The following is a 22,406-nucleotide window of genomic DNA, read 5'->3' as shown; positions in this document are numbered from 1 at the left end:
GAGGCGTGGATTGAAACTGCAGCGCCCAGACGGGCCACGCCTCGCGCTCGCCAAGGTCGCCTCCCGCGCGGAGGCGTGGATTGAAACTGTCCTGCGCCTGCAGAGCAATGGCACGCGCATGTCGCCTCCCGCGCGGAGGCGTGGATTGAAACGACGAGATGCTGGGCAGCGTGATCGCGCTGACCCGTCGCCTCCCGCGCGGAGGCGTGGATTGAAACCGGGATTACGGCCTGTGGGTCATCGATCCCAACAGTCGCCTCCCGCGCGGAGGCGTGGATTGAAACAGCGTGATGATGCCGCACGCGCCGCGCGCGCGAGTCGCCTCCCGCGCGGAGGCGTGGATTGAAACTGCGTCGGATGCTCCTTGCCGTCCTGCAGCGCCTGTCGCCTCCCGCGCGGAGGCGTGGATTGAAACATGATCGTGGATTTGCTCGGATTGCCCTCCTGCGTCGCCTCCCGCGCGGAGGCGTGGATTGAAACATGGTGCGCACCATCATCCAGCTTGCCATCGCTGGTCGCCTCCCGCGCGGAGGCGTGGATTGAAACGCCGCGACCACCGGCCCATTGGCCGGGCGGTACTGTCGCCTCCCGCGCGGAGGCGTGGATTGAAACCCGGTTATAGGAGCCCTGCCGATTGGCACCATTGCGTCGCCTCCCGCGCGGAGGCGTGGATTGAAACCTGTCTGAGTGCCAGTCCGTTTCATGCGGCGGAGTGTCGCCTCCCGCGCGGAGGCGTGGATTGAAACATGACTTCTTAGATTTCATCCCTGGCGTCGATAGTCGCCTCCCGCGCGGAGGCGTGGATTGAAACGTCGCCCAGTCCAGCAGGGAGTCGAGGTCGATCTGTCGCCTCCCGCGCGGAGGCGTGGATTGAAACTCGGTATCGACAAGATCGAGTGCCCGCCTGGCCAGTCGCCTCCCGCGCGGAGGCGTGGATTGAAACTGGTGGCGCAGGTATCTCAAGCCGCCCGAGTTAAGTCGCCTCCCGCGCGGAGGCGTGGATTGAAACGGTGATCAGGCCGTCATTATGGTCGTTGGTGGCGGTCGCCTCCCGCGCGGAGGCGTGGATTGAAACTTATCGAGCCACATACGCGGGTTCGCCAGCAGTGGTCGCCTCCCGCGCGGAGGCGTGGATTGAAACTCGATGCACTCGACGACCTCGCCGCTCTCGAAAAGTCGCCTCCCGCGCGGAGGCGTGGATTGAAACTGCCGACCGATCGAGGGGCAGCACACGGGCGGTCCGTCGCCTCCCGCGCGGAGGCGTGGATTGAAACCGATAGGGCATCCGATACCCCTTCGATACCCCATGTCGCCTCCCGCGCGGAGGCGTGGATTGAAACTTTGGAACCCGATCAGCCAGGCCGAGCGCATGGAGTCGCCTCCCGCGCGGAGGCGTGGATTGAAACCGATAAGCACAAAAGGAGGCTAGCGTGGGGTTGGGGTCGCCTCCCGCGCGGAGGCGTGGATTGAAACATCCAGTGTGAAGCCGGTGACATTGGATCCGCTAGTCGCCTCCCGCGCGGAGGCGTGGATTGAAACGCGCGCGGCGGCGCGCATTGCTTGCACGCGACGCGGTCGCCTCCCGCGCGGAGGCGTGGATTGAAACCAGCCGGTATCCGGTGGATTGCGTGGCGGCGAGGGTCGCCTCCCGCGCGGAGGCGTGGATTGAAACAACGTTGTCGCGCGTCATGCCAGCGGCCAGCAAGTCGCCTCCCGCGCGGAGGCGTGGATTGAAACTCCGGCACCCGGACCTATCACCGGTTGGCCTGCGTCGCCTCCCGCGCGGAGGCGTGGATTGAAACTTGTCGGGGATCAGGCGATCACCCCAGCCAAGCAGTCGCCTCCCGCGCGGAGGCGTGGATTGAAACGGCAACTGGCTGCGACGGCTCTGGCCCTGGGGAAGTCGCCTCCCGCGCGGAGGCGTGGATTGAAACGCTGCCGTTACCAAGGCAAGCGAGTGCGAGCCCGAGTCGCCTCCCGCGCGGAGGCGTGGATTGAAACACCATCGGCGGTCAGTTGACGGTCAGCCCTTCACGTCGCCTCCCGCGCGGAGGCGTGGATTGAAACAACAATGTAGTAGGTCATGGCTCACCCTCCAATGTCGCCTCCCGCGCGGAGGCGTGGATTGAAACAGCGTGGTCAAGCGCAACACCGGCTGGGACTACGGGTCGCCTCCCGCGCGGAGGCGTGGATTGAAACTTTGGAGATCACGATGCCTTACAAGGACCCGGAGAGTCGCCTCCCGCGCGGAGGCGTGGATTGAAACCTGCGGCTGCAGGTAGCGCGAGACCGTGTATAGCGTCGCCTCCCGCGCGGAGGCGTGGATTGAAACACAATGACTATCCAATATCTCGCACCCGTCCGGTGGTCGCCTCCCGCGCGGAGGCGTGGATTGAAACCTCCCATGTAAACGGGTCAGGCAAACTAAAACCCGCGTCGCCTCCCGCGCGGAGGCGTGGATTGAAACTGGATATTGAGGCCCTGAACCGCGGCGACACCGCAGGTCGCCTCCCGCGCGGAGGCGTGGATTGAAACCGATGCCGGGGAAGGGGCCGCATGATCGACCGCCGTCGCCTCCCGCGCGGAGGCGTGGATTGAAACTCGGTCAGCTGCCGCATGTAGACCTGCATGATGGGGTCGCCTCCCGCGCGGAGGCGTGGATTGAAACTGTTGCGGGTCTTAAAACGCGGCTTATCGTTGAAGTCGCCTCCCGCGCGGAGGCGTGGATTGAAACTGGACGGTGCCGCGATTTTCAGACGTCACGGCGAGAGTCGCCTCCCGCGCGGAGGCGTGGATTGAAACTGCTGCTTCGGAGCGGAGATGTAGCCACCGCTGGTCGCCTCCCGCGCGGAGGCGTGGATTGAAACACCGATCAGGCCGCGTTCGACGTGGCCGCCGCCGAGTCGCCTCCCGCGCGGAGGCGTGGATTGAAACCATTCTCTCTCTCCTATCTAGGACCGGGGGACGGGTCGCCTCCCGCGCGGAGGCGTGGATTGAAACAGGACGGTCAGCTCGTAATCGTCGAAATCGTCCAGTCGCCTCCCGCGCGGAGGCGTGGATTGAAACATGGTAACCGCAAGCGTCTTCCAGCGAATTGCCAGTCGCCTCCCGCGCGGAGGCGTGGATTGAAACTCCTGCGTCGCGGTTGGGTTTGGTGTCTCGCTGGTCGCCTCCCGCGCGGAGGCGTGGATTGAAACTTGCGCTGCCCGGATCCGTGACCGTTTTTCACGTCGCCTCCCGCGCGGAGGCGTGGATTGAAACTTCATTGCCTGTCCCCAAAGGAGCGGGATTGCTCGTCGCCTCCCGCGCGGAGGCGTGGATTGAAACGGGTTGGTCTTGCGCTTGACGATGATGCCACCGTGTCGCCTCCCGCGCGGAGGCGTGGATTGAAACGTTCCGTTACCGCCGTTGTTCACGAACGCAAGCAGTCGCCTCCCGCGCGGAGGCGTGGATTGAAACTGCGGCTGCGACCGCATTGCATCCATTTCTGACGGTCGCCTCCCGCGCGGAGGCGTGGATTGAAACTTCTTCGGTCAGCAGCATGTCAGCGCTCCCATGCCGTCGCCTCCCGCGCGGAGGCGTGGATTGAAACATGCGGCTGGCGATGTTCACGGACATCGAGCAAAGGTCGCCTCCCGCGCGGAGGCGTGGATTGAAACGCTACTCGTCGGTCTGGGACAATGGAACTGCGTATCCCCAAGCCCAGAGAAGAACAGTTATTTGCCTGTTTTTTATAGCCGCGCGGGACGGCCGAGAAGACTCTGACGGTAGCGCCTATGTAATATAGGCGTATGTCAACCCAGCCGCTGGATAAGCTCTTCAAAGTGATTGGGGATAATCAGTATCTCTAAGATGCCAAGCTACCTGGCTGCGCGGCTAGACACTGGGGATGATCGTTCCCTTAAGTGATAACCCATCATCAAGCTGCCCTTCTTGGCAACCTGATCAAGTGAGCCAAATCTACCAGAGTGCGATAGACAACGCGCTCCCTACGCTGCTAAATGGGACAAATCCTCACGAAAATGTACACGTAAACTGTATCACACATGATCACAGAATCCTTTACATGACATTGCGTGTTTTGGTGATCGGAAGCGGCATCGTCGGCGCCTTCACCGCGCTTGAGGCGCTGCGCGCCGGTCATCGCGTGACATTGATCGATCCGGCCGAGCCCGGCTCCGACCGGGCCGCCAGTTTCGGCAATGGTGCCTGGATCAGCCCCGCTTCGATCCTGCCAATGTCGATGCCCGGCCTGTGGCGCAAGGTGCCGGCCATGCTGGCCGACCCATTGGGCCCGTTTGCCATCCGCTGGACGCATCTGCCACAGCTGACTCCATGGCTGCTGCGCTTCCTTGCAGCCGGCGCTTCGATGCAAAAGGTCGAGGCGGTTGCCGATGCGCGAAACCGTCTTCTGCAGGATGCACCTTCAGCCTATCGTGAAACGGCACGCATGGCGGGCCTTGGGCGCTTTGTCGTCTCCAACGGACTGCTGCATGTTTTTGCCGACCGGAATGACTTTGCGCAGGAGGCGATGGAATGGGAACTGCGCAAGGTGCGCGGCGTGCGCTGTCGGCCCATCGAGCAGGATGAGCTGCGCGCGCTGGAGCCGGGGCTGGCCGATCATTACCGCTTCGGGATTCTAGTCGAGGACGGCGCGCATCTGACCGATCCGGGCGGCTTCGTTGCAGCACTTGTCGCGCATGCCTGTGAGCGTGGCGCTGACTTCGTGCAGGCGCGGGTCACGGGTTTTGAAATGGCCGACGGCCGCCTGAAGGCTGTGAGGCATGACAGTGGTTTGCTTGCCTGCGACATCGCCATTGTCTGCGCTGGCGCATGGTCGCAGCCGCTGGCATCGCAGGCGGGCGACTTTGTCCCGCTGGAAAGCGAGCGCGGCTATCACATCGTGCTGGCCGATCCCAATTACGTGCCGCGCCATCCGGTGATGCCGCGGGACGGCAAGATGGCGATCACCATGACAGATCAGGGACTGCGCGTCGCCGGGCAGGTGGAACTGTCGAGCCTGACCGCGCCACCCGACTGGCGCCGTGCCGAGATACTTCTGTCCTATCTTCCGAAGGTGTTCCCGGCGCTGGCGAAACAATGCGCGGCGCCGCGCCTGTCGCGCTGGATGGGCCACCGCCCTTCGACGCCGGACGGCCTGCCCTGTCTGGGTCGGTCCAGCGCCAGCCGCGACATTCTTTTTTAATTTCGGCCATGGCCATTCGGGCATCGCGATGGCGCCGGCATCGGCACGCAAGGTCATCGCCATGATCGGCGAAAACCAGCCGTCCGACACCGACGCCGCTTACTTTCCGCAACGCTTCCGCTGACGCTGACCTGACGCTGCTTTAGCTGCCCTTCTCGGCATGCCGCTCGGGAAAGAACAGGTCGCGCCATTTCGGCTGCGCCTTGATCGCACCGGTGCGGAACAGGAAGTCGCTGTATTTTTCCACATTCTGCGGCGCGGTCGAATAGATGATGTCGGGATCGTTCAGCATCTGCTCGATGAATTCCTGCGGCAGCTTGGAATTGTCGCGCTTGATGAAAATGCGGGCTGCCTCGCTGCGATTGGCATTGATGTAGGAGGTCGCTTCCTCCACCGCTGCCTGGACCGAGGCATAGACATTCGGATTGTCCTGGCGGAATTTCGCCGTCGTCCAGATCGCGCTGAAACTCGCCGGCCCGCCGGTGATCTCATAGGAACTTAGGACGCGGTGCACCTTTTCGTTCTGCAGCTCCTGGTACTGGAAAGGTGGACTGGTGAAATGGGCGTTGATTTCCGTGCGGCCCGAAGTCAGTGCCGCCACGCCGTCCGGATGCGCCAGCGACACCGTGATGTGATCGAGCTTGTTCTGCTGGCCGGGGCCGAAGACCTGCTCGGCCGCCATCTGCAGCAGAATGGCCTGTAGCGAGAGTTTCACCGAAGGTAGCGCGATGCGATCGGTATCCTTGAAATCACGCAGCGACTTCAGGCGCGGATCGACCGCGTTCAGGAAGGCAGGCTGGGCATTCAGCGCGGCAATCGCCTTAACCTCCGCATTGCCGCGGGTCTTGTCCCACAGAATGATGAAGGGCGTAACGCCCGCGGCACCGTAATCCGCGGAGCCCGACAAAAGCGCGTCGTTGATCGCCGCCGGGCTGCCGAGCGGCTTGTAGCTCACCTTGAGGTCTTTCAGCCCGCGCTGTCCGGCATGCTTTTCGACCAGGCGCAGCTCCTCCATCACATAAAGCTGCAAATAGCCAAGGCCAAGCTGGCGGGCGAGACGCACCTCGCCGACCTCCGCATAGCCAGGCGATGCCAGCAGGCCGGCAAACAAAGCCAATGTCGCAGCGCGCAAGAACTTGACCATTTCGATCCTCCGTCTGAGCTTCGGATCAAACTAGTCGGCGCTGCGCCGAAAAATGATTCAGTTTTACTGAAACAAGAATTTAGTTTTTTAGACCCATTCCGGCCGCAGCGCCTGCTGCGCGGAAAGCGGCTTGCCGGACTGAGCGCCTTGCAGGATCGCCTTTGCCTGCAACTCCGCCTGCTGACGGATTTCGTTGATCGCCGTGCATTCGAGCAAGGTACCGCGCAGCGGCGGGCCCAGCGCAAAAAGCCGGGGCTGAACCTGGCCTGCGGCATCGATCAGGTTGCCGAGCGGCGTGGCCTGCCAGCCGAGGCCGGAGACATCGTCCTGCAGCAGCCCCTCCTGCCGCAGCGAGGCGAGCAAGACGGTGTCCGCGTCCGCGCGGCTGCCGCGCGGGCCGGTACAGTTGATCACCGCCTGGACATGCAGCGTCTTATGCACGCTGCCATACCGTTCGCGATATTCGATGCGAAGGCCGGTCTCGCTGGCCGTTGCAGATATGAGACGCCCGGTATGAAAGCGAAGTATGCCTTCGGCCTGCAGCTCTTCCAGTTCTTCAGCCGTCGAGGGCGGCATGCGGAAGCGGTGCGAATCCCAGATGGTGCGCAGATGGCGCGCGAAGCGGCGGCGCGCATCAGGCGGCAGATTCATCCAGATGGCCTGGGTCTCCGGGCGCAATCCCTCAAAGACCGCCTGCCAGTCCTGCGCGCCGGACCGGATTTCCTGGCGCAGGCGCCGCAGCAGACGGCTCAGGCCTTCCTGCGCTATGTCGGGCGTCAGGCATGAGGCTTCAGCCGCAACATCGCGCCGCGCTTCCGGCACGATGCCGTGACGCGACAGCACATCGATGCGGCCGCGATGCCCAAGCCGCCGCAGTGACAGAACCGTATCGGCCATGGTCAGCGCCGAACCGATGATGAGGACATGGGCATTGCGGCGGATGCGGCCAAGCTGATCCAGATCCCATGGATCGTCGACCAATTGATCGCCTTCGATGGCATCAAGCCCCGCAAGCCGCGTCGACGGACTGCATGCGCCCGGCGCAAGGATCACCGTATCGGCATCGTGGAAGCGGCCATCTTCCGTGCGCAGCACATAGCCACCATCGCGGTTCGGCAGCAGCGCCTGCACCGGCGCGCGGCTGAGATCGACGCGCATATGCGACGGCTGCGTACGGATGGCGGCCGAGACGATATCGGTGACGTAATGGCCGAAGAGCCGCCGCGGCAGATAGCTGTCCGGACCGGCAGCGGCGCAGTCCTGCCAGCCATGGCGCGGCCCGTTGGTGCGCGCCCAGCGCCACCAGTGATCGGCGTCGTCGGTCATGCTGGCGCGCTTGGCCGGAACGTTGAGCAGATGCCAGGAAGCGGCTTCGCCATAAGCAAGGCCAGCGCCGATGACGCCGCGCGGCTCAAAGACCGTGATGCTGAGCGGCACGGCGCAGCCATGGCGCAGCAGCGAGAGAAGAATGGCGGCACCGCTGAGACCGCCGCCCACGATGGCGATCCGTAAAGCGGTTATGGTGCGTAGGCTAGGCTCCGTCATGCGTCCAGAAGAACGCAATCGCGCTGGAAAATATAGTTAGAATTTTTTGCCGAGCGGATGGAACTCTGCCGATCCCGAACTAGTCTATAATGAATCAGTGACTTATCCGGCCGGGTAGACCTGTGCACGGTAGAGCCGCAAGCCGACCCGGGCACCGACGGCGACCGGATCTTCCGCCTGTTCCTCGCGCGTGCGGGTCAGTTCGACGACTCGACCATCGGGCAGTTCGGCCTCGATGCGGATATTGGCGCCCACAGCAGAGATGAAGCGGACGCAGGCCTCGCCGTCTTCCGCAGCGGAAATCGCAATATCATGCGGCCGTGCATAAAGCTTCGCAGGTCCATTCGGTACCGAAACGCGCGGCAAGGCCGAAGTATCCAATCCGGGCAGCAGCACTGAGCCGGCCGCGACATGGCAATCGAGTTCGTTACTGTCGCCCAGAAAGCGGCTGACGAAGGGCGTGGACGGATTGTCGTAAAGCTGGCCGGGCGTGTCGATCTGCTCGATACGGCCCTTGTTCATCACCACCACGCGGTCGGCGAGTTCCAGCGCCTCTTCCTGGTCGTGGGTAACGAAGACCGAGGTCATGCCAAGCTGCTCATGCAGGCGGCGCAGCCAGCGGCGAAGCTCCTTGCGCACTTTCGCATCCAGCGCACCGAACGGCTCGTCCAGCAGCAGCACGCGCGGCTCGATGGCAAGCGCGCGCGCCAGCGCCACACGCTGCCGCTGGCCGCCGGAAAGCTGCGCTGGCATGCGGTCGGCCAGCCAGTCGATCTGCACGAGCTGCAGCAATTCGTTGACGCGCGCCTCGATCTCGGCGTTGGAGTAACGCTCCTTGCGTGGCCGCACGCGCAGGCCGAAAGCGACGTTGTCGAACACCGTCATGTGGCGGAACAGCGCATAATGCTGGAACACGAAGCCGACATGGCGTTCGCCCACGCTGCGGGTCGAAGCGCTGACACCATCGAACTTGATGTCGCCCGCATCGGCCCAGTCCAGGCCGGCGATCACACGCAGCAGGGTCGTCTTGCCCGAACCCGACGGGCCGAGCAGAGCCACCAGCTCGCCCGACTGAATCGTAAGGCTGACATCTTTGAGCGCCTTGAACTCACCGAATTGCCGGCTGACGCCGACGACTTCAATACGCATATCCCCGTCCTGCCCTTCTTATGCCGTATGGACGATCGGCTGCTTGCGGTCGCGCGCCAATTTCCATTCCAGAACGCTTTTTAAAATCAAGGTCACGATCGCCAGCAGGGCCAGCAGCGATGCCACAGCAAAAGCCGCAACGAAATTATATTCGTTATAAAGGATTTCGACATGCAGCGGCATCGTATTGGTATGCCCCCGGATATGCCCAGACACGACTGAAACCGCACCGAATTCGCCCATGGCGCGGGCGTTGCACAATAAGACGCCATAGAGCAAAGCCCATTTCACATTCGGCAGGGTGACCCGCCAGAAGGTCTGCCAGCCCGAAGCGCCGAGCGTGAACGCCGCTTCCTCCTCTTCGGTGCCCTGTTCCTGCATGATCGGGATCAGTTCGCGGGCAACGAAGGGAAACGTAACGAACATGGTCGCCAGCACGATACCCGGCACGGCAAAGACGACCTTCAGATCATGTTCCTGCAGCCAGGGGCCGAACCAGCCCTGCAAGCCGAAGAGCAGCACGAAGACGAGGCCGGAAATCACCGGCGAGACCGAGAAAGGCAGATCGATCAGCGTGATCAGGAAGCTTTTGCCGCGGAACTCGAACTTGGTGATCGCCCAGGCCGCCAAGAGGCCGAAGATCATATTGGCCGGAACCGTGATCGCGGCAGTGAGCAGGGTCAGCTTGATCGCGGAGATGGCGTCAGGCTCCACCAGCGCATCCACATAGGCCGCCCAGCCCTGGCTCAGCGCCATCGAAAAGACAATTGCCAGAGGCAGGACGATGAAGATGCCCAGAAAAAGCACGGCAATGCCAATGAGAACGGCCTGCGTCACGCGCTGCCCCGGTTTACCGTTGGCACCCGGCTTGCGCGGACGGGCGGTGAAAGCAAGACCGGCCATATCTACCTCCGCCTTTCGCGGCGCTCGGCCCAGCGCTGCAGGGCATTGATGATGAGCAGCAGGATGAAGGAGATCACCAGCATCGCGGCGGCAATGGCGGTTGCCTCCGGATAGGAGAATTCCTCCAGCTTGATCACGATCAGCAGCGGCGCGATCTCGGACACCATCGGCAGGTTGCCGGCGATGAAAATCACCGAGCCGTATTCGCCCAAAGCTCGGGCAAAGGCGAGTGCAAAGCCGGCCAGCGCCGCTGGCATGATGCTGGGCAGGATCACGTTGAAGAAGATCTGCCAGGGCCGGGCACCGAGGCTTTCGGCTGCCTCTTCAACCTCCTTGTTGAAGTCCTGCAACACCGGCTGCACCGTTCGCACCACGAAGGGCAGGCCGACGAAGATCAGGGCGATAACGATGCCAAGCGGCTTGAAGGCAACCTCGATGCCCAGCGGCGCAACCAGCGCGCCGAGCCAGCCGCTTTGCGCCCAGAGCGTCGTCAAGGCGATGCCGGCAATGGCCGTCGGCAGGGCGAAGGGGATATCGATCAAGGCATCGACCAGCCGCCGGCCGGGAAACTCGTAGCGCACGAGCACCCAGGCGACCAGCAGGCCGAAGATGCCGTTGACCGCTGCGGCAATGAAAGAGGTGCTGAAACTCAGCCGCAGGGCGAGCAGCACGCGCGGCGCCGTGATGATCTCCCAGAAGCTCGGCCAGCCGAGGCTCGCCGATTTGAGGAAGAGGCTCACCAGCGGGATCAGAACGATGAGGGTCAGCCAGAACAGCGTCAGACCCAGTGTGATCCCGAAACCGGGGATCACACTGGGCTGAGGCTTGAACGGCAGTCGCGAGATGGTAGCGGACAACCTTAGTTTCCAGGCTTGTAGATCTGGTCGAATACGCCGCCATCGGAGAAGTGCGTCTTCTGCGCGGCAGTCCATCCGCCGAACTGCTCATCGATGTTGAACAGATTCACCTTGGGAAACAGATCGGCGTATTTCGCCGCCACCTCGGCGTTGCGCGGACGGTAGTAGTTCTTGGCTGCGACTTCCTGGCCTTCCTTGCTGTAGAGGTGCTTGATATAGGCCTCGGCCAGCTTGCGCGTGCCGCGCTTGTCGACCACCTTGTCGACAATGGCAACCGGCGGTTCCGCCAGAATCGAGACGCTGGGCACGACGATCTCGAATTTATCCTTGCCCAGTTCGTTGATCGCCAGGAAGGCTTCGTTTTCCCAGCTTAAGAAAACATCGCCGATGCCGCGCTGGACAAAGGTGATGGTGGAACCACGCGCGCCGGTATCGAGAACCGGAACATTGCGGTAAAGCTGCTGGACGAATTTCTGCGCCTCTTCCTTGCTGCCGGTCTTGCGCTCGGCATAGCCCCAGGCGGCGAGATAGTTCCAGCGCGCGCCGCCCGAGGTTTTCGGATTCGGCGTGATCACCTTCACATCCGGCTTGACCAGATCGTCCCAGTCCTTGATGCCCTTGGGATTGCCCTTGCGCACCAGGAAGACGATGGTCGAGGTATAGGGCGAGGCATTATCCGGAAAGCGCTTCTGCCAGTCCTGCGCCAGCAATCCGCGTTCCGCAATCGCGTCGATGTCGTAAGCCAGGGCCAGGGTGACGACATCGGCCTCCAGGCCGTCGATCACCGAGCGGGCCTGCTTGCCCGAGCCGCCATGGCTCTGGCGAAGCTGGACCTTCTGGCCGGTCTGCTCCTGCCAGACCTTGGCGAAGCTTGCGTTGAACGCCTGATACAGTTCACGGGTCGGATCGTAGGAGACGTTCAGAAAGGTGAGCTCCTGCGCGCTGGCGGCCGATAGCGGCAGCACAGCACTGGCAGCCACGGCCAGCAGGGTTTTCAGGATGGTGCGTCGCATAGCGTTTTTTCCTTCTGGTTATGCGGTGTCTGGTCCGGCGGTTCAGTAGGGCACGTCACCCTTCACGGTGGTGCGGTACAGCGTGCGGCGCTGGCCTGGCGGACAGCCGGTGGCCAGATGGATCGTGCAGCGGTTGTCCCAGAAGACGAGGTCGCCCGGCTCCCAGCGATGGCGATAGGTGAAGGCCGGCTGGGTGGAGTGCGAGAACAGGTATTTCAGCAGCTCCTCGCTCTCCGCCTCGGGGATGCCCTCGATCCGGGCGGTGAAGCCCTCGCTGACGAACAGTGCCTTGCGGCCGGTTTCCGGATGCGTGCGCACGACCGGATGGCTTTGCGGCGGCACCTGCGCCTTCTGCTCCTCGGTCAGCGGATTGCGGGCATTGGAAAGCGCCCGCAGCGCGTCGTATTTCAGCGTGTAGGAATGAATCGCGCGGCGCGACGCGATGCGCTGCTTGATTTCCTTCGGCAGCTCCTCATAGGCCAGATACATATTGGCGAAGATCGTATCGCCCTCTTCCTCCGGCAGTTCCTGGGCATGCAGCAGGGAACCAAGGCTGGGCTCAGCCACGTAAGACAGATCCGAGTGCCAGTAGCGGCCGGCATCGCCCAGGCCGATCTTGCGGCCGTTCTCCACCACGTTGGAGACAACCAGGATTTCCGGATGGCCCGGCAGGTGGAATTCCTTCAGCACATGGATCTGCAGCTCGCCGAAGCGGCGGCTGAAGGCGACATGCTGCTCAGGGGTCAGGTCATGCTGGTTGCGGAAGACCAGCACCTGCGATTCCAGAAAAGCGTTGCGGATGGCCGTGAAGGTATCGTCGCTCAGCGGCTTGGACAGATCGAGGCCGACGATCTCGCCGCCCAGAGGTGCATCGAAGCGGCGATAGGCGAAGTCGGGTTTGGTTTGCCATGCACCCATGACGGAACTCCTCTGCTAGCGGGTGATCATTGCTGCATGCCCCAGCGCCGGACGGTGATGCGTTCGATGCTGCGGAAGATGACGCTTTCGACCAGCAGGCCGATGACGATGACGGTGAGCAGCCCGGCGAAGACGCTGGCGATTTCAAGCTGGTTGCGGTTTTCGTAGATGAACCAGCCCAGCCCGCCGGCGCCGGAGCTGACGCCGAAGACAAGTTCCGCCGCGATCAGCGTGCGCCAGGCAAAGGCCCAGCCGATCTTCAGGCCGGTAAGGATGGTCGGGAAGGCCGCCGGGATGAGCAGCTTGAAGGCATAGCGCGGCCCTTTCAGGCCGAAGCTTCTGCCCGCCAGCCGCAGCGTCGTGCTCACGCCCAGAAAGCCGCTATAGGCATTGAGCGCCAAAGGCCACAGCACGGCATGGATCAGCACGAAGATCAGGCTTTTCTCGCCCAGACCGAACCACAGCAGCGCCAGCGGCAGCAAGGCGATGGCGGGCAGCGGATTGAACATCGCCGTGAGCAGGCTGAGCAGATCCGTACCGAGGCGGGTCGAGATCGCCGCCAGGGTCAGAATCGTGGCCACCGCGATACCGGCGGCATAGCCAATCGCCAGCAGCTTCAGCGATGTCCAGGCGCGCAGCAGGATCGGCCCGTCGACGATGCCCTGCCACAGTGCATCGATCGTGTCGCGGAAGGTCGGGATGACCAGCGGATTGCTCACCGCGGCGGCATAGATCTGCCAGATCGCCGCCAGCAGGATCAGCAGCGAAACCTGTCGCACGGCATCGATGCGAAAGACGCGCTCGGGCCAGCTGAGCTGGCGGCTGATTTCGACATCGCCCAGAGCCTGCTCGACCGGACGGACATATTCCGGCCGCTCGACCAAGGCGGGACTTCGCTCAAGCGTGACCATGCACGCGCCTCCACGACCGGTCGCCACCAAATTCTTCCCCCAAATCCTCGCCGAACAGCATCCCGTGGATGCGCCGGCCGAGCGCGCTCTGGGCCTCTCCCCCGCCCTGCTGCAGATTGGCAGGCACGTTCAATTCCGCCCGCACGCGGCCCGGATGCGGCGACAGCAGCAGGATGCGGCTGCCGACGATGATTGCTTCTTCGATGGAATGGGTAACGAAGAGCAGCGTGAAGCCGACCTCGTCCCACAGGCGCAGCAGTTCATCCTGCATCTGCCGGCGGGTGAGCGCGTCGAGCGCCGCAAAAGGCTCGTCCATCAGCAGGACCTTCGGCTCCAGCGCCATGGCGCGGGCGATGGCCACGCGCTGCTTCATGCCGCCCGACAAGGTATGCGGATAGGCATCGGCGAATTTCGTCAGGCCGACACGGGCGAGCAGCGAATCCGCCTTCTCGACCGCAACACGGCGCGGCACGCGGTTTTCGACCAGCGGAAAGACGATGTTCTCGCGCACTGTCTTCCAGGGCAGAAGCTGGTCGAATTCCTGAAAGACCATGATGCGGTCCGGGCCGGGGGCTGCGACCGGTGCGCCATCGAGGACGATCTCGCCTTCCACCGGCGGCAGGAAACCGGCGATGGATTTGAGCAGGGTGGACTTGCCGCAGCCTGATGGGCCAAGCAGGACGAAACGGTCCTCGCCGTGGACATCGAAGCTGGCCCGCTGCACGGCCGTAACCAGGCTGCGGTCGGTCTTGTATTGCAGGGTGATCCCGCGGACCGAAAGCAGCGGCGTCGGCAATTTCGAGACGGTTGCCGGCGTCATGGCTTCAGCTTCCCGGCTGATCGTGCAGATCGGCAAAGTAATAGTCGCGCCAGGATTCGGGCTTGTTCTTCAGCCGCCCGACGCGATGCAGGAAGTCGGCGAATTTGTGCGTATTCAGTGCCTCGATCGTGTAGCGGGTGGTCGGGTCGCGCAGCAGCTTCTCGACCTCCTCGACGGAAAGCTTGGGGCTTTCCTCATCGACATAGATGCGCGCCGCCTCGGCCGGCTTCTCCGCGATGAAGCCATGAGCCTCGCGCAGCGCATCCAGCACCGCACGGAAGCTTTTCGGATTCTCGTTGCGGAACTTGCTGGAGGAATACAGCACGTTTACGGTGGTCGGACCGCCGAAGATGTCATAGGAGGAGATCACCTTGCGCACGCCCGGCGAGGCCAGTTCCTGATGATTGAACGGCGCGGTGGCGAAATGGGCGGTGATCTCAGACTTCCCCGAAGTCAGAGCCACCAGCGCCTCCGGATGCGGCAAAGCCACCGTCAGATGGTCCAGCTTTTCATGCTGGCCCTTGCCGAAGACCTGCTCAGCTGCGATCTGCAGCATGGTCGACTGCACCGAGACCTTCACGGCCGGAAGCGCAATGCGGTCCTTCTCGGTGAAGTCCCTCAGCGTTTTTACCGCCGGATTGTTGGTGTTGAGGAAAACCGAGGAGGCATCGAGGCCGCCGACGGCCTTGATCTCAATCGCGCTGCCCTTCGTCTTGTCCCAGATCGTCATCAGAGGCGCGATGCCGGCCGCGGCATATTCGACGCTGCCGGTCAGCAGGGCGTCATTGGTGGCCGCCGCGCCGCTGAGCCGAACCCAGGACACGCTGGCAGCCGGCAGGCCCTGCCGCTCGGTATGCTTTTCGATCAGCTTCTGGTTCTTGATGACCAGCAGCGGCAGATAGGTCAGGCCGAATTGCCGCGCGATGCGGATGTCGCGGACTTCCGCCTGGGCTGCGGTTGCCAGGCCGAGAGACGCAGTAATCGCCGCGACGGCGGCTAACCGGGAGTGCAAGCGCATGTGACGGCCCCTTATTCGCTGATGAATTTGCATCACCAGTGATAGGGCCGCGGGACGAAACTACAAAAGCAAACGTTCTTAATTCTGAGACAACAAAAATTTGCGTGAAAAATTCCGCGGACATGCTCAATTCATAGGGACTGCATCACTATTCAGAATGGAGACTGGTCGGCCATGGTTCTCGCAATCACGCCGCTCTCGCCCAATTTCGGCATTGAAATCAAAGGCATTGATCTTCGGCGCGGATTGTCCGACCGCATCTGGCAGCAATTGTTCAATGCCTGGCGCGACGCGCATGTCGTGGTGTTCCGCGGCCAGCACGATCTGACCGATGCCGATCTTCTGCTGTTCAGCCGGCAATTCGGCCAGCTCGATCCGGCGCCCAGCTTCGATACAAAACAGTCGCATGCGGAGGGTTATCCGGAGATCGCCGTCGTCTCCAACATCAAGAAGCAGGATGGCGAACCGCTGGGCGGCCTTGGCGATGGCGAACTGGGCTGGCATAGCGACATGACCTATGTGAGCAACCCGCCAATCGCCTGCCTGCTGCATGCGCGCGAGCTGCCCGAAAGCGGCGGCGATACCTATTTCCTCAATCTGGAAGCGGCTTATGCCTCGCTGCCGCTGGGCCTGCGCAACAGCATCGGACGGCATCGGGTTTTCCATGATGCAGGCTATACCAGCGCGGGCACGCGCCGGCACAACACCGCCGATGGCGCGGGCGCTTGGCATGGTCTGGTGATTAGCAATCCGCTCAGCGGCCGGCCCTCTCTGTTTCTTGGCCGACGTCTGAACCGCGTCGTCGAACAGCTGGATGAGGTTGCGGCACAGAGCCTGCTGGACGAACTATGGAATCATGCCGTGCAGGAGACGCATATTCTGCGGCACCGCTGGCAGCCCGGCGATCTGCTGCTGTGGAACAACATTGCCGTGATGCATCGCCGCGATGCCTTCGATCCGGCGGCACGACGTCGCCTGCACCGCACGCAGATCCGTTCGCTCGATCCGCGCTGGCAGCCTTTCGCTTCGGTAGCCTGAGCTATTCGTTATCTTGGGTGGCGTTGTGCGCTGCCACTTCGCTGCGCAACCACTCGACGAAGGCCGCGACCTTCGGCTGCGCCATCTTGCGCTGCGGGCCGACGATGTAATAGGCGAAGTCGATCGGCGTTTCGTCATTGAATAGCCGCACCAGGCGGCCCGCCTCGATATCGGCAGCAGCCAGCGTGGCCTTGGCCAGCGCGACACCTTTGCCATGGATCGCCGCTTCCAGCACCAGGCTTGACTGCGTGAAGCGCGGACCGCGATTCCAGTCGGCATCCTTCACCTTGGCGGCGCTGAACCACATCTGCCAGGTCGGGCAGGACTGGTCGTCGTCCGGGCTGTCGTCGTGCAGCAGGACGACGTCATGCAGATCGGCTGGCGTCTTGAACTTGTGCCTGGCGTATAGCTCGGGGCTGCAGACCGGAAAAACCGCTTCGGGCAACAGGCGTTCGACATAAAGATCGGGATAGCGCCCGCCGCCATAGCGGATCGCCACATCGACATTGTCGCTGGTGAAATTGGACAGCTGATTGGATGCCGCGACGCGCACGTCGATGGCAGGATATTTCTGCTGGAAACGATCCAGACGCGGCACCAGCCATTTGATCGCAAAGGACGGCGCGACGCTGACTGTCAGCACCCCGCCCTCGGCCAGGGTGTCGATCTGCGCAATGGCATCGCTTAATTGCTGGAAGGCATCGCGGATGCCGGGCAGGCAGGCCTCGCCCGCTTCGGTCAGCACGATGTTGCGGCCAGAACGGCGGAACAGCGCCTGGCCGAGATGCGCCTCCAGCGTGCGGATCTGATGGCTGACGGCGGCGGGCGTGACGCAGAGTTCGTCGGCCGCCTTGATGATGCTGAGATGCCGCGCCACGACCTCGAAGGTGCGCAGCGACACCAAAGGCGGCAGACGTCGTCTCGTCATACGCGGCGTGCCCAGGCCCGAAGGGGCGAATTTCACCACATTGGAGGAACGCAACATGTGTCCGGCTGCTCTCGCTTCACTGGGCGGAAAGTAAAGCAGCGTTTATTGCGCTTTGTCTACCGTAAAATTTTATCTATCACACTTACTTTTAGTGAAATATACTGAGACACCCTTTAGTCGGGCGACCGGTAGTCATCCCGGTCAAAGGGCAGAAAACTGAGCCCGATCAGATCCGTAATCGCTGGCATCTCGGTGGTGAGGAACATCGGATCGATCTCGATCTGCCGTGAATCGCAGCAATCATCGTTCGCCGGCCGGGCCAGGCGCCTGGGATTGAGGAAGGCGCGGTAAGCGGCAGACAGACGCTGCGGCAACCCCGGCCGGCGCTCAGACGACCGGCCGGAGGATTTCGCGATTTTCATATGGCCATCTTGGTTATGGCCGTTGCCATTGCGATTGATGCTCATCTGTGTGCTCCATTCATAGTGAGCACGACGCCTGCCAGGCCGTGATCAGCGTTGCCGGCTCGCCGCCCAGGGTTAGCCCAGTGTAAGCCCCGTATTGGACCTGTGTGTTGGTCTGGCGGCATAGTCTGTATTCATAATGACGAGGCGATCCCTCAAGTTGAATGAGAGTTCTTTGCCGGACGCGCAAACGGGATTCGATATTCTTGCCCTGGCGGGCTTGACGTAGCGTTCAACCAGACGGAAGCGGCGATAAAACGCCCGCATCCTAGGCGAGCGCCCAATAAATAGACATCTGCACAGCGCCCATACTGCTCCTATCTCGCTTATTGCTTGTCCTCAAACAAATGGCATCCGGCTTGCAATGCTCCCCGCCGTAGAAACGCTGCGGACGGGGCAAGTTGGCAAACAGGGGCGATATAGAGCTTGCGGCTGTGACGAAGCGCTATGGCCAGGCCATAGCGGTCGATTCCATCAGCCTCAAAATTCCGGCCGGAACCTATTGCTGTCTGCTGGGGCCGAGCGGCTGCGGGAAAAGCAGCACACTGCGCATGATTGCAGGCCACGAGGATGTCAGCGACGGCGACATCCTGCTCGGCAATACCGTGGTCAACGACCTGCCGCCAGCACGGCGCGGCACGGCGATGATGTTCCAGAATTATGCGCTGTTTCCGCATCTGGACTGCGTCGACAACGTCGCCTTCAGCCTGAAGATGAAAGGCGTCGGCAAGACCGAGCGCCGGGCGCGCGCGCTCGACATGCTCCGGCTGGTCGACATGCAGGATTATGCTGCGCGCCTGCCATCCCAGCTGTCGGGCGGCCAGCAGCAGCGCGTGGCGCTCGCCCGCGCCCTGATCACCGGACCGAGCGTTCTGCTGCTCGATGAGCCGCTATCCGCGCTCGATCCCTTCCTGCGCGCCAAGATGCGCGAAGAACTGAAGCGCCTGCAGAAAGAGCTCGGCATCAGCTTCATCCACGTCACCCATAGCCAGGAAGAGGCGATGGCGCTCGCCGATCTGGTCGTGGTGATGAATAAAGGCCGGATCGAGCAGGCGGATACCGCGCGCGAGGTTTTCAATCATCCGCGCACCGCTTTCGTCGCCCGCTTCATCGGCGGCCACAACATCCTTCAGGACAATGGACGGACGATCTCGGTCCGCGCCGACCGCGCATCGCTTGCTCCGCCGGCGGCGGGAGAAAGCGGTTTTGCGGGCACCGTCCGTGCCGTCGAATATCTCGGCAGCGTCGTGCATGTTGGCGTCAGCCGGGCCGGCAATGGCGCGGCGGAGGCGGACGGTTTCCTCGTTGCGATACCCGAAAACAGGTTCTTCACCGCCCCGGTCGCTCCAGGCGATCCGGTCACGGTGTCGTGGAAACTCGAAGACGTGCATGTCCTCGAGGAATAAAGGCGCGGCTAAAGCCGCATATAACAGCGGAGGCTGACATGGCTAAGGACAAGTTGACGGGGAAAGCGCGTGGCATAAATCGCCGGACCATACTCAAGGGGGCGGCTGCGAGCGTCGGCCTGGCGGCGGGCAGCGGCGCCATCACCGGATTCCCCACGATCTGGGCGCAGAACATCAAGAACATCACGCTTCGCCAGTTCGGCACCGGCGTGTCGAACCTCAATGCCATCGCCGAAAAGTGCAAGCAGGATACCGGTATTACGCTGCAGATGACGGCGCTCGATTCCGACGCCGTGGCGCAGCGCGCGGTGACCCAGCCGAAATCCTTCGACATCGCCGATATCGAATACTGGATCTGCAAAAAGGTGTTCCCGGCCGGCGTGATGCAGCCGATGGACACCAAGCGGATCAAGAATGTCGACAAGATCGTGCCACTGTTCCTGAACGGCAAGCTGAAGCCCGACAGCGCCGTCGCGCAGGGTACCGCGCCGCATACCGTGGGCTTCGTCGAGGGCAAGGATTCCACCAAGTTCGCCAAGTCGCAGACCCAGTGGATGACCATGATCCCGACGATCTACAACGCCGACACGCTCGGTATCCGTCCGGATCTGGTCGGCCGTCCGATCACGAGCTGGAAGGACATCATGGACCCGAAGTTCAAGGGCAAGACGTCCATCCTGAACATCCCATCCATCGGCATCATGGATGCCGCGATGATCTGCGAAGCGATGGGCGAGATCAAATACGGCGACAAGGGCAACATGACCCGCGCCGAGATCGACAAGACCATCGCTATCCTGACCGAGGCCAAGAAGGCCGGCCAGTTCCGCGCCTTCTGGAAGACCTTCGACGAATCGGTGAACCTGATGGCCTCGGGCGAGGTGGTCATCCAGTCGATGTGGTCGCCCGCCGTCACCGCCGTTCGCGCCAAGGGCATTCCCTGCGTTTACCAGCCGCTGGCGGAAGGTTACCGCGCCTGGGGCGGTGGCCTCGGCATCGCCAAGCATCTCAGCGGCCTCGAACTCGACGCGGCCTACGAATACATCAACTGGTATCTCTCCGGCTGGGTCGGCGCCTATCTGAACCGCCAGGGCTACTACTCGGCGGTGCTTGAAACCGCCAAGCAGTATATGAGCGAGGATGAGTGGGGCTTCTGGATGGAAGGCAAGCCCGCCAAGGCCGACATCCTCAGCCCGGAAGGCAAGCTGCTGGAGAAAGCGGGCGCGGTGCGCGACGGCGGCTCTTTCGAGGACCGCATGGGCAAGGTCGCCTGCTGGAATGCCGTGATGGACGAGGACCGCTACATGGTCCAGAAGTGGAACGAGTTCATCGCCGCGTAAAATGCGAAGTGAGGGCCGTGCGGTTTCAGCCGCACGGCCATTTCCGATGCGGACAAAAAGCTACATCCCTTATCTGCAGGTCGCACCGCTGGCTTTCGTCTTCGGCGCCTTCCTGGTCGTTCCGATCCTGACCATCATCGTGGTCAGTTTCTGGGACTACGATTTCGCCCGCATCATTCCCGATTTCGTCCTGACCAATTACCAGGAGCTGCTCAGCAGCCCCGTCACGCTGCGCACCTATCTCAACACGCTACGCTATGCCGCCATTGTCTGGGCGGTCACCTTGGTGATCGGCTTCACCGTGGCCTACTTCCTTGCTTTCCATGTGCGCAGCGATACCTGGCAGACCGCCTGCTTTCTGATCTGCACGGTGCCGTTCCTCACATCCAACATCATCCGGATGATTTCCTGGATTCCCTTTCTGGGACGCAACGGGTTGCTCAATTCCGCCCTGCTTGGCGCCGGCATCGTCAACGAGCCGCTGGAATTCCTGCTGTTCTCCGATTTTGCGGTGATCCTCGCCTTCGTGCATCTCTACACGCTGTTCATGATCGTGCCGATCTTCAACTCAATGATGCGGATCGACCGCTCGCTGATCGAGGCAGCCTATGACGCGGGCGCCAGAGGCCTGCAGGTTCTGGTCAATATCATCATTCCGCTGTGCAAGCCCGGTATTGCCATCGGCTCGATCTTCGTCGTCACCCTCGTCATGGGCGATTTCATCACCGTGCGCTTCATGAGCGGTGGTCAGAGTGCCTCGGTCGGTCTGATGATGTCCAATGCGATCTCCCTGATGCAGTACCCCGCCGCGGCAGCCAACGCCGTTATCCTGCTGGCGCTGGTGCTGCTGATGGTCGGTGCGATGATGCGGATTGTCGACATCCGCCGGGAGCTGTAGCCATGCATGGCCGCAAGCGACCGAAAAGCTTCTACCTGCTGGGCGCCTTCTTCATCCTGTTCGTCCTGTTTCTCTACGGACCGATGTCGACCATCTTCATCCTGTCCTTCCAGGGACCGGAAGGCGGGCTGACCTTCCCGATGCGCGGCGTGTCGCTGACCTGGTTCCGCAATCTGCTGGAAAAGCAGATGGTGGGCGATTTCGCAGGCAGCTTCACGCGCAGCTTTGTCCTTGGAATCATCGTGATGTTCCTGACGGTGGCGATCTCGCTGTCCGGCGGCCTGGCCTTCCGTCACCGCTTCCGCGGCGCATCGGTCATTTTCTATCTGGCGATCGCCAGCCTGATCGTGCCTTCGATCCTGATCAGCCTGGGCATCGGCCTGCAATTCCGCATTATCGGCTGGGATACCACCTGGTACGGCTCGGCGCTGGGCGCGCATCTGACATGGACGCTGCCGTTCGGCCTGCTGATCATGTTCGCCGTCTTTAACCGTTTCAACAAATCCTACGAGGAAGCGGCGCGCGACCTCGGTGCCTCACCCTGGCAGGTGATCCGCCATGTGGTGATTCCGATCACCCTGCCCAGCCTGATCGGCATCGCGCTGTTCGGCCTTACGCTGTCTTACGACGAATTCGCCCGCACGCTGATGACAGCAGGCACCGACAATACTTTACCGCTGGAAATCTATGCCATGACCACCAACGTGACGACGCCGGTGCTTTATGCGCTTGGCACCGTCACCAGCGCCTTCTCCTTCCTCATCATCGTGCTGGCGCTCGGGGCGGTGACCTTCCTGCGCTGGCGCCGCGCCCGCCACGGCTCGGACGCCGGAAAGGGCGTATAGACT

At 62.4% G+C, this 22,406-nt stretch carries 18 protein-coding genes and 1 CRISPR repeat array (1 of these 19 running past the window's edge); of the genes, 6 read left to right on the top strand and 12 right to left on the bottom strand.

All coding sequences use genetic code 11. The features are described from left to right. Window positions 1-3,659: direct repeats of the CRISPR family, unit length 32 nt; unit sequence GTCGCCTCCCGCGCGGAGGCGTGGATTGAAAC; it reaches 1,733 nt to the left of the window's first position. Between the two features lie 407 nt (window positions 3,660-4,066). Then, window positions 4,067-5,206, top strand: coding sequence for an FAD-dependent oxidoreductase (locus tag Q0603_RS05115; protein ID WP_298723022.1), 1,140 nt, complete (start codon window positions 4,067-4,069; stop codon window positions 5,204-5,206). A 142-nt stretch (window positions 5,207-5,348) separates the two neighbouring features. Here Q0603_RS05115 and Q0603_RS05110 read toward each other — a convergent pair whose 3' ends face one another. The 10 genes from Q0603_RS05110 to Q0603_RS05065 all read right to left on the bottom strand — a co-directional run bounded on the left by Q0603_RS05110 (window position 5,349) and on the right by Q0603_RS05065 (window position 15,484). Further along, window positions 5,349-6,350 (bottom strand): ABC transporter substrate-binding protein, encoded by a 1,002-nt coding sequence (locus Q0603_RS05110; RefSeq protein ID WP_298723019.1) that lies wholly within the window; start codon window positions 6,348-6,350, stop codon window positions 5,349-5,351. 87 nt (window positions 6,351-6,437) lie between these two features. Further along, window positions 6,438-7,895: an FAD/NAD(P)-binding protein gene (locus Q0603_RS05105; protein WP_298723016.1), complete on the bottom strand. Its 1,458-nt coding sequence runs from the start codon at window positions 7,893-7,895 to the stop codon at window positions 6,438-6,440. A gap of 102 nt (window positions 7,896-7,997) precedes the next feature. Next, a complete protein-coding gene (locus tag Q0603_RS05100; RefSeq protein ID WP_298723015.1) occupies window positions 7,998-9,044 on the bottom strand; it encodes a sulfate ABC transporter ATP-binding protein in 1,047 nt (348 codons plus the stop codon). An 18-nt stretch (window positions 9,045-9,062) separates the two neighbouring features. Beyond that, complete coding sequence (gene cysW / locus Q0603_RS05095) at window positions 9,063-9,947, bottom strand: sulfate ABC transporter permease subunit CysW (protein WP_298723012.1); 885 nt, start codon at window positions 9,945-9,947, stop codon at window positions 9,063-9,065. Between the two features lie 2 nt (window positions 9,948-9,949). Then, window positions 9,950-10,804: a sulfate ABC transporter permease subunit CysT gene (gene cysT / locus Q0603_RS05090; protein WP_298723009.1), complete on the bottom strand. Its 855-nt coding sequence runs from the start codon at window positions 10,802-10,804 to the stop codon at window positions 9,950-9,952. A gap of 2 nt (window positions 10,805-10,806) precedes the next feature. Then, window positions 10,807-11,817, bottom strand: coding sequence for a sulfate ABC transporter substrate-binding protein (locus Q0603_RS05085; protein ID WP_298723006.1), 1,011 nt, complete (start codon window positions 11,815-11,817; stop codon window positions 10,807-10,809). A 42-nt stretch (window positions 11,818-11,859) separates the two neighbouring features. Next, a complete protein-coding gene (locus Q0603_RS05080; RefSeq protein ID WP_298723003.1) occupies window positions 11,860-12,735 on the bottom strand; it encodes a TauD/TfdA family dioxygenase in 876 nt (291 codons plus the stop codon). Between the two features lie 26 nt (window positions 12,736-12,761). Beyond that, window positions 12,762-13,646 (bottom strand): ABC transporter permease subunit, encoded by an 885-nt coding sequence (locus tag Q0603_RS05075; protein WP_298723000.1) that lies wholly within the window; start codon window positions 13,644-13,646, stop codon window positions 12,762-12,764. Beyond that, window positions 13,633-14,466: an ABC transporter ATP-binding protein gene (locus Q0603_RS05070; protein ID WP_298722997.1), complete on the bottom strand. Its 834-nt coding sequence runs from the start codon at window positions 14,464-14,466 to the stop codon at window positions 13,633-13,635. Before Q0603_RS05070 ends, Q0603_RS05075 begins: the two co-directional genes overlap by 14 nt. Window positions 14,467-14,470: 4 nt before the next feature. Further along, the gene (locus tag Q0603_RS05065) at window positions 14,471-15,484 is read right to left on the bottom strand and encodes an ABC transporter substrate-binding protein (RefSeq protein ID WP_298722995.1); all 1,014 of its coding nucleotides are present in this window, start codon (window positions 15,482-15,484) and stop codon (window positions 14,471-14,473) included. A gap of 174 nt (window positions 15,485-15,658) precedes the next feature. Here Q0603_RS05065 and Q0603_RS05060 point away from each other — a divergent pair, with 174 nt between their 5' ends. Continuing rightward, on the top strand, window positions 15,659-16,522 hold the full coding sequence (locus tag Q0603_RS05060; RefSeq protein WP_298722993.1) for a TauD/TfdA family dioxygenase: 864 nt from the start codon (window positions 15,659-15,661) through the stop codon (window positions 16,520-16,522). Between the two features lies 1 nt (window position 16,523). On the opposite strand, the gene Q0603_RS05055 is transcribed toward Q0603_RS05060, so the two are convergent. Beyond that, window positions 16,524-17,507: a transcriptional regulator GcvA gene (locus tag Q0603_RS05055; protein WP_298722989.1), complete on the bottom strand. Its 984-nt coding sequence runs from the start codon at window positions 17,505-17,507 to the stop codon at window positions 16,524-16,526. A gap of 116 nt (window positions 17,508-17,623) precedes the next feature. After that, window positions 17,624-17,917, bottom strand: coding sequence for a hypothetical protein (locus Q0603_RS05050; protein ID WP_298722986.1), 294 nt, complete (start codon window positions 17,915-17,917; stop codon window positions 17,624-17,626). A 431-nt stretch (window positions 17,918-18,348) separates the two neighbouring features. Here Q0603_RS05050 and Q0603_RS05045 point away from each other — a divergent pair, with 431 nt between their 5' ends. From Q0603_RS05045 to Q0603_RS05030, 4 genes are read left to right on the top strand one after another with little or no spacing between them, the layout of a single operon-like run. Further along, the gene (locus Q0603_RS05045; protein ID WP_298722983.1) at window positions 18,349-19,320 is read left to right on the top strand and encodes an ABC transporter ATP-binding protein; all 972 of its coding nucleotides are present in this window, start codon (window positions 18,349-18,351) and stop codon (window positions 19,318-19,320) included. A 38-nt stretch (window positions 19,321-19,358) separates the two neighbouring features. Continuing rightward, entirely contained in the window at window positions 19,359-20,660 is a 1,302-nt protein-coding gene (locus Q0603_RS05040) for a PotD/PotF family extracellular solute-binding protein (protein ID WP_298722980.1), read from the top strand. A 46-nt stretch (window positions 20,661-20,706) separates the two neighbouring features. Next, window positions 20,707-21,558, top strand: coding sequence for an ABC transporter permease (locus Q0603_RS05035; protein ID WP_298722977.1), 852 nt, complete (start codon window positions 20,707-20,709; stop codon window positions 21,556-21,558). A 2-nt stretch (window positions 21,559-21,560) separates the two neighbouring features. Beyond that, window positions 21,561-22,403, top strand: coding sequence for an ABC transporter permease (locus Q0603_RS05030; RefSeq protein ID WP_298722974.1), 843 nt, complete (start codon window positions 21,561-21,563; stop codon window positions 22,401-22,403). Window positions 22,404-22,406: the final 3 nt, after the last annotated feature.

The organism is uncultured Ferrovibrio sp., assembly GCF_937960835.1.
In the GTDB taxonomy this organism is placed as follows: Bacteria; Pseudomonadota; Alphaproteobacteria; order Ferrovibrionales; family Ferrovibrionaceae; genus Ferrovibrio.
This window is presented reverse-complemented; position numbering and strand designations above follow the sequence as displayed.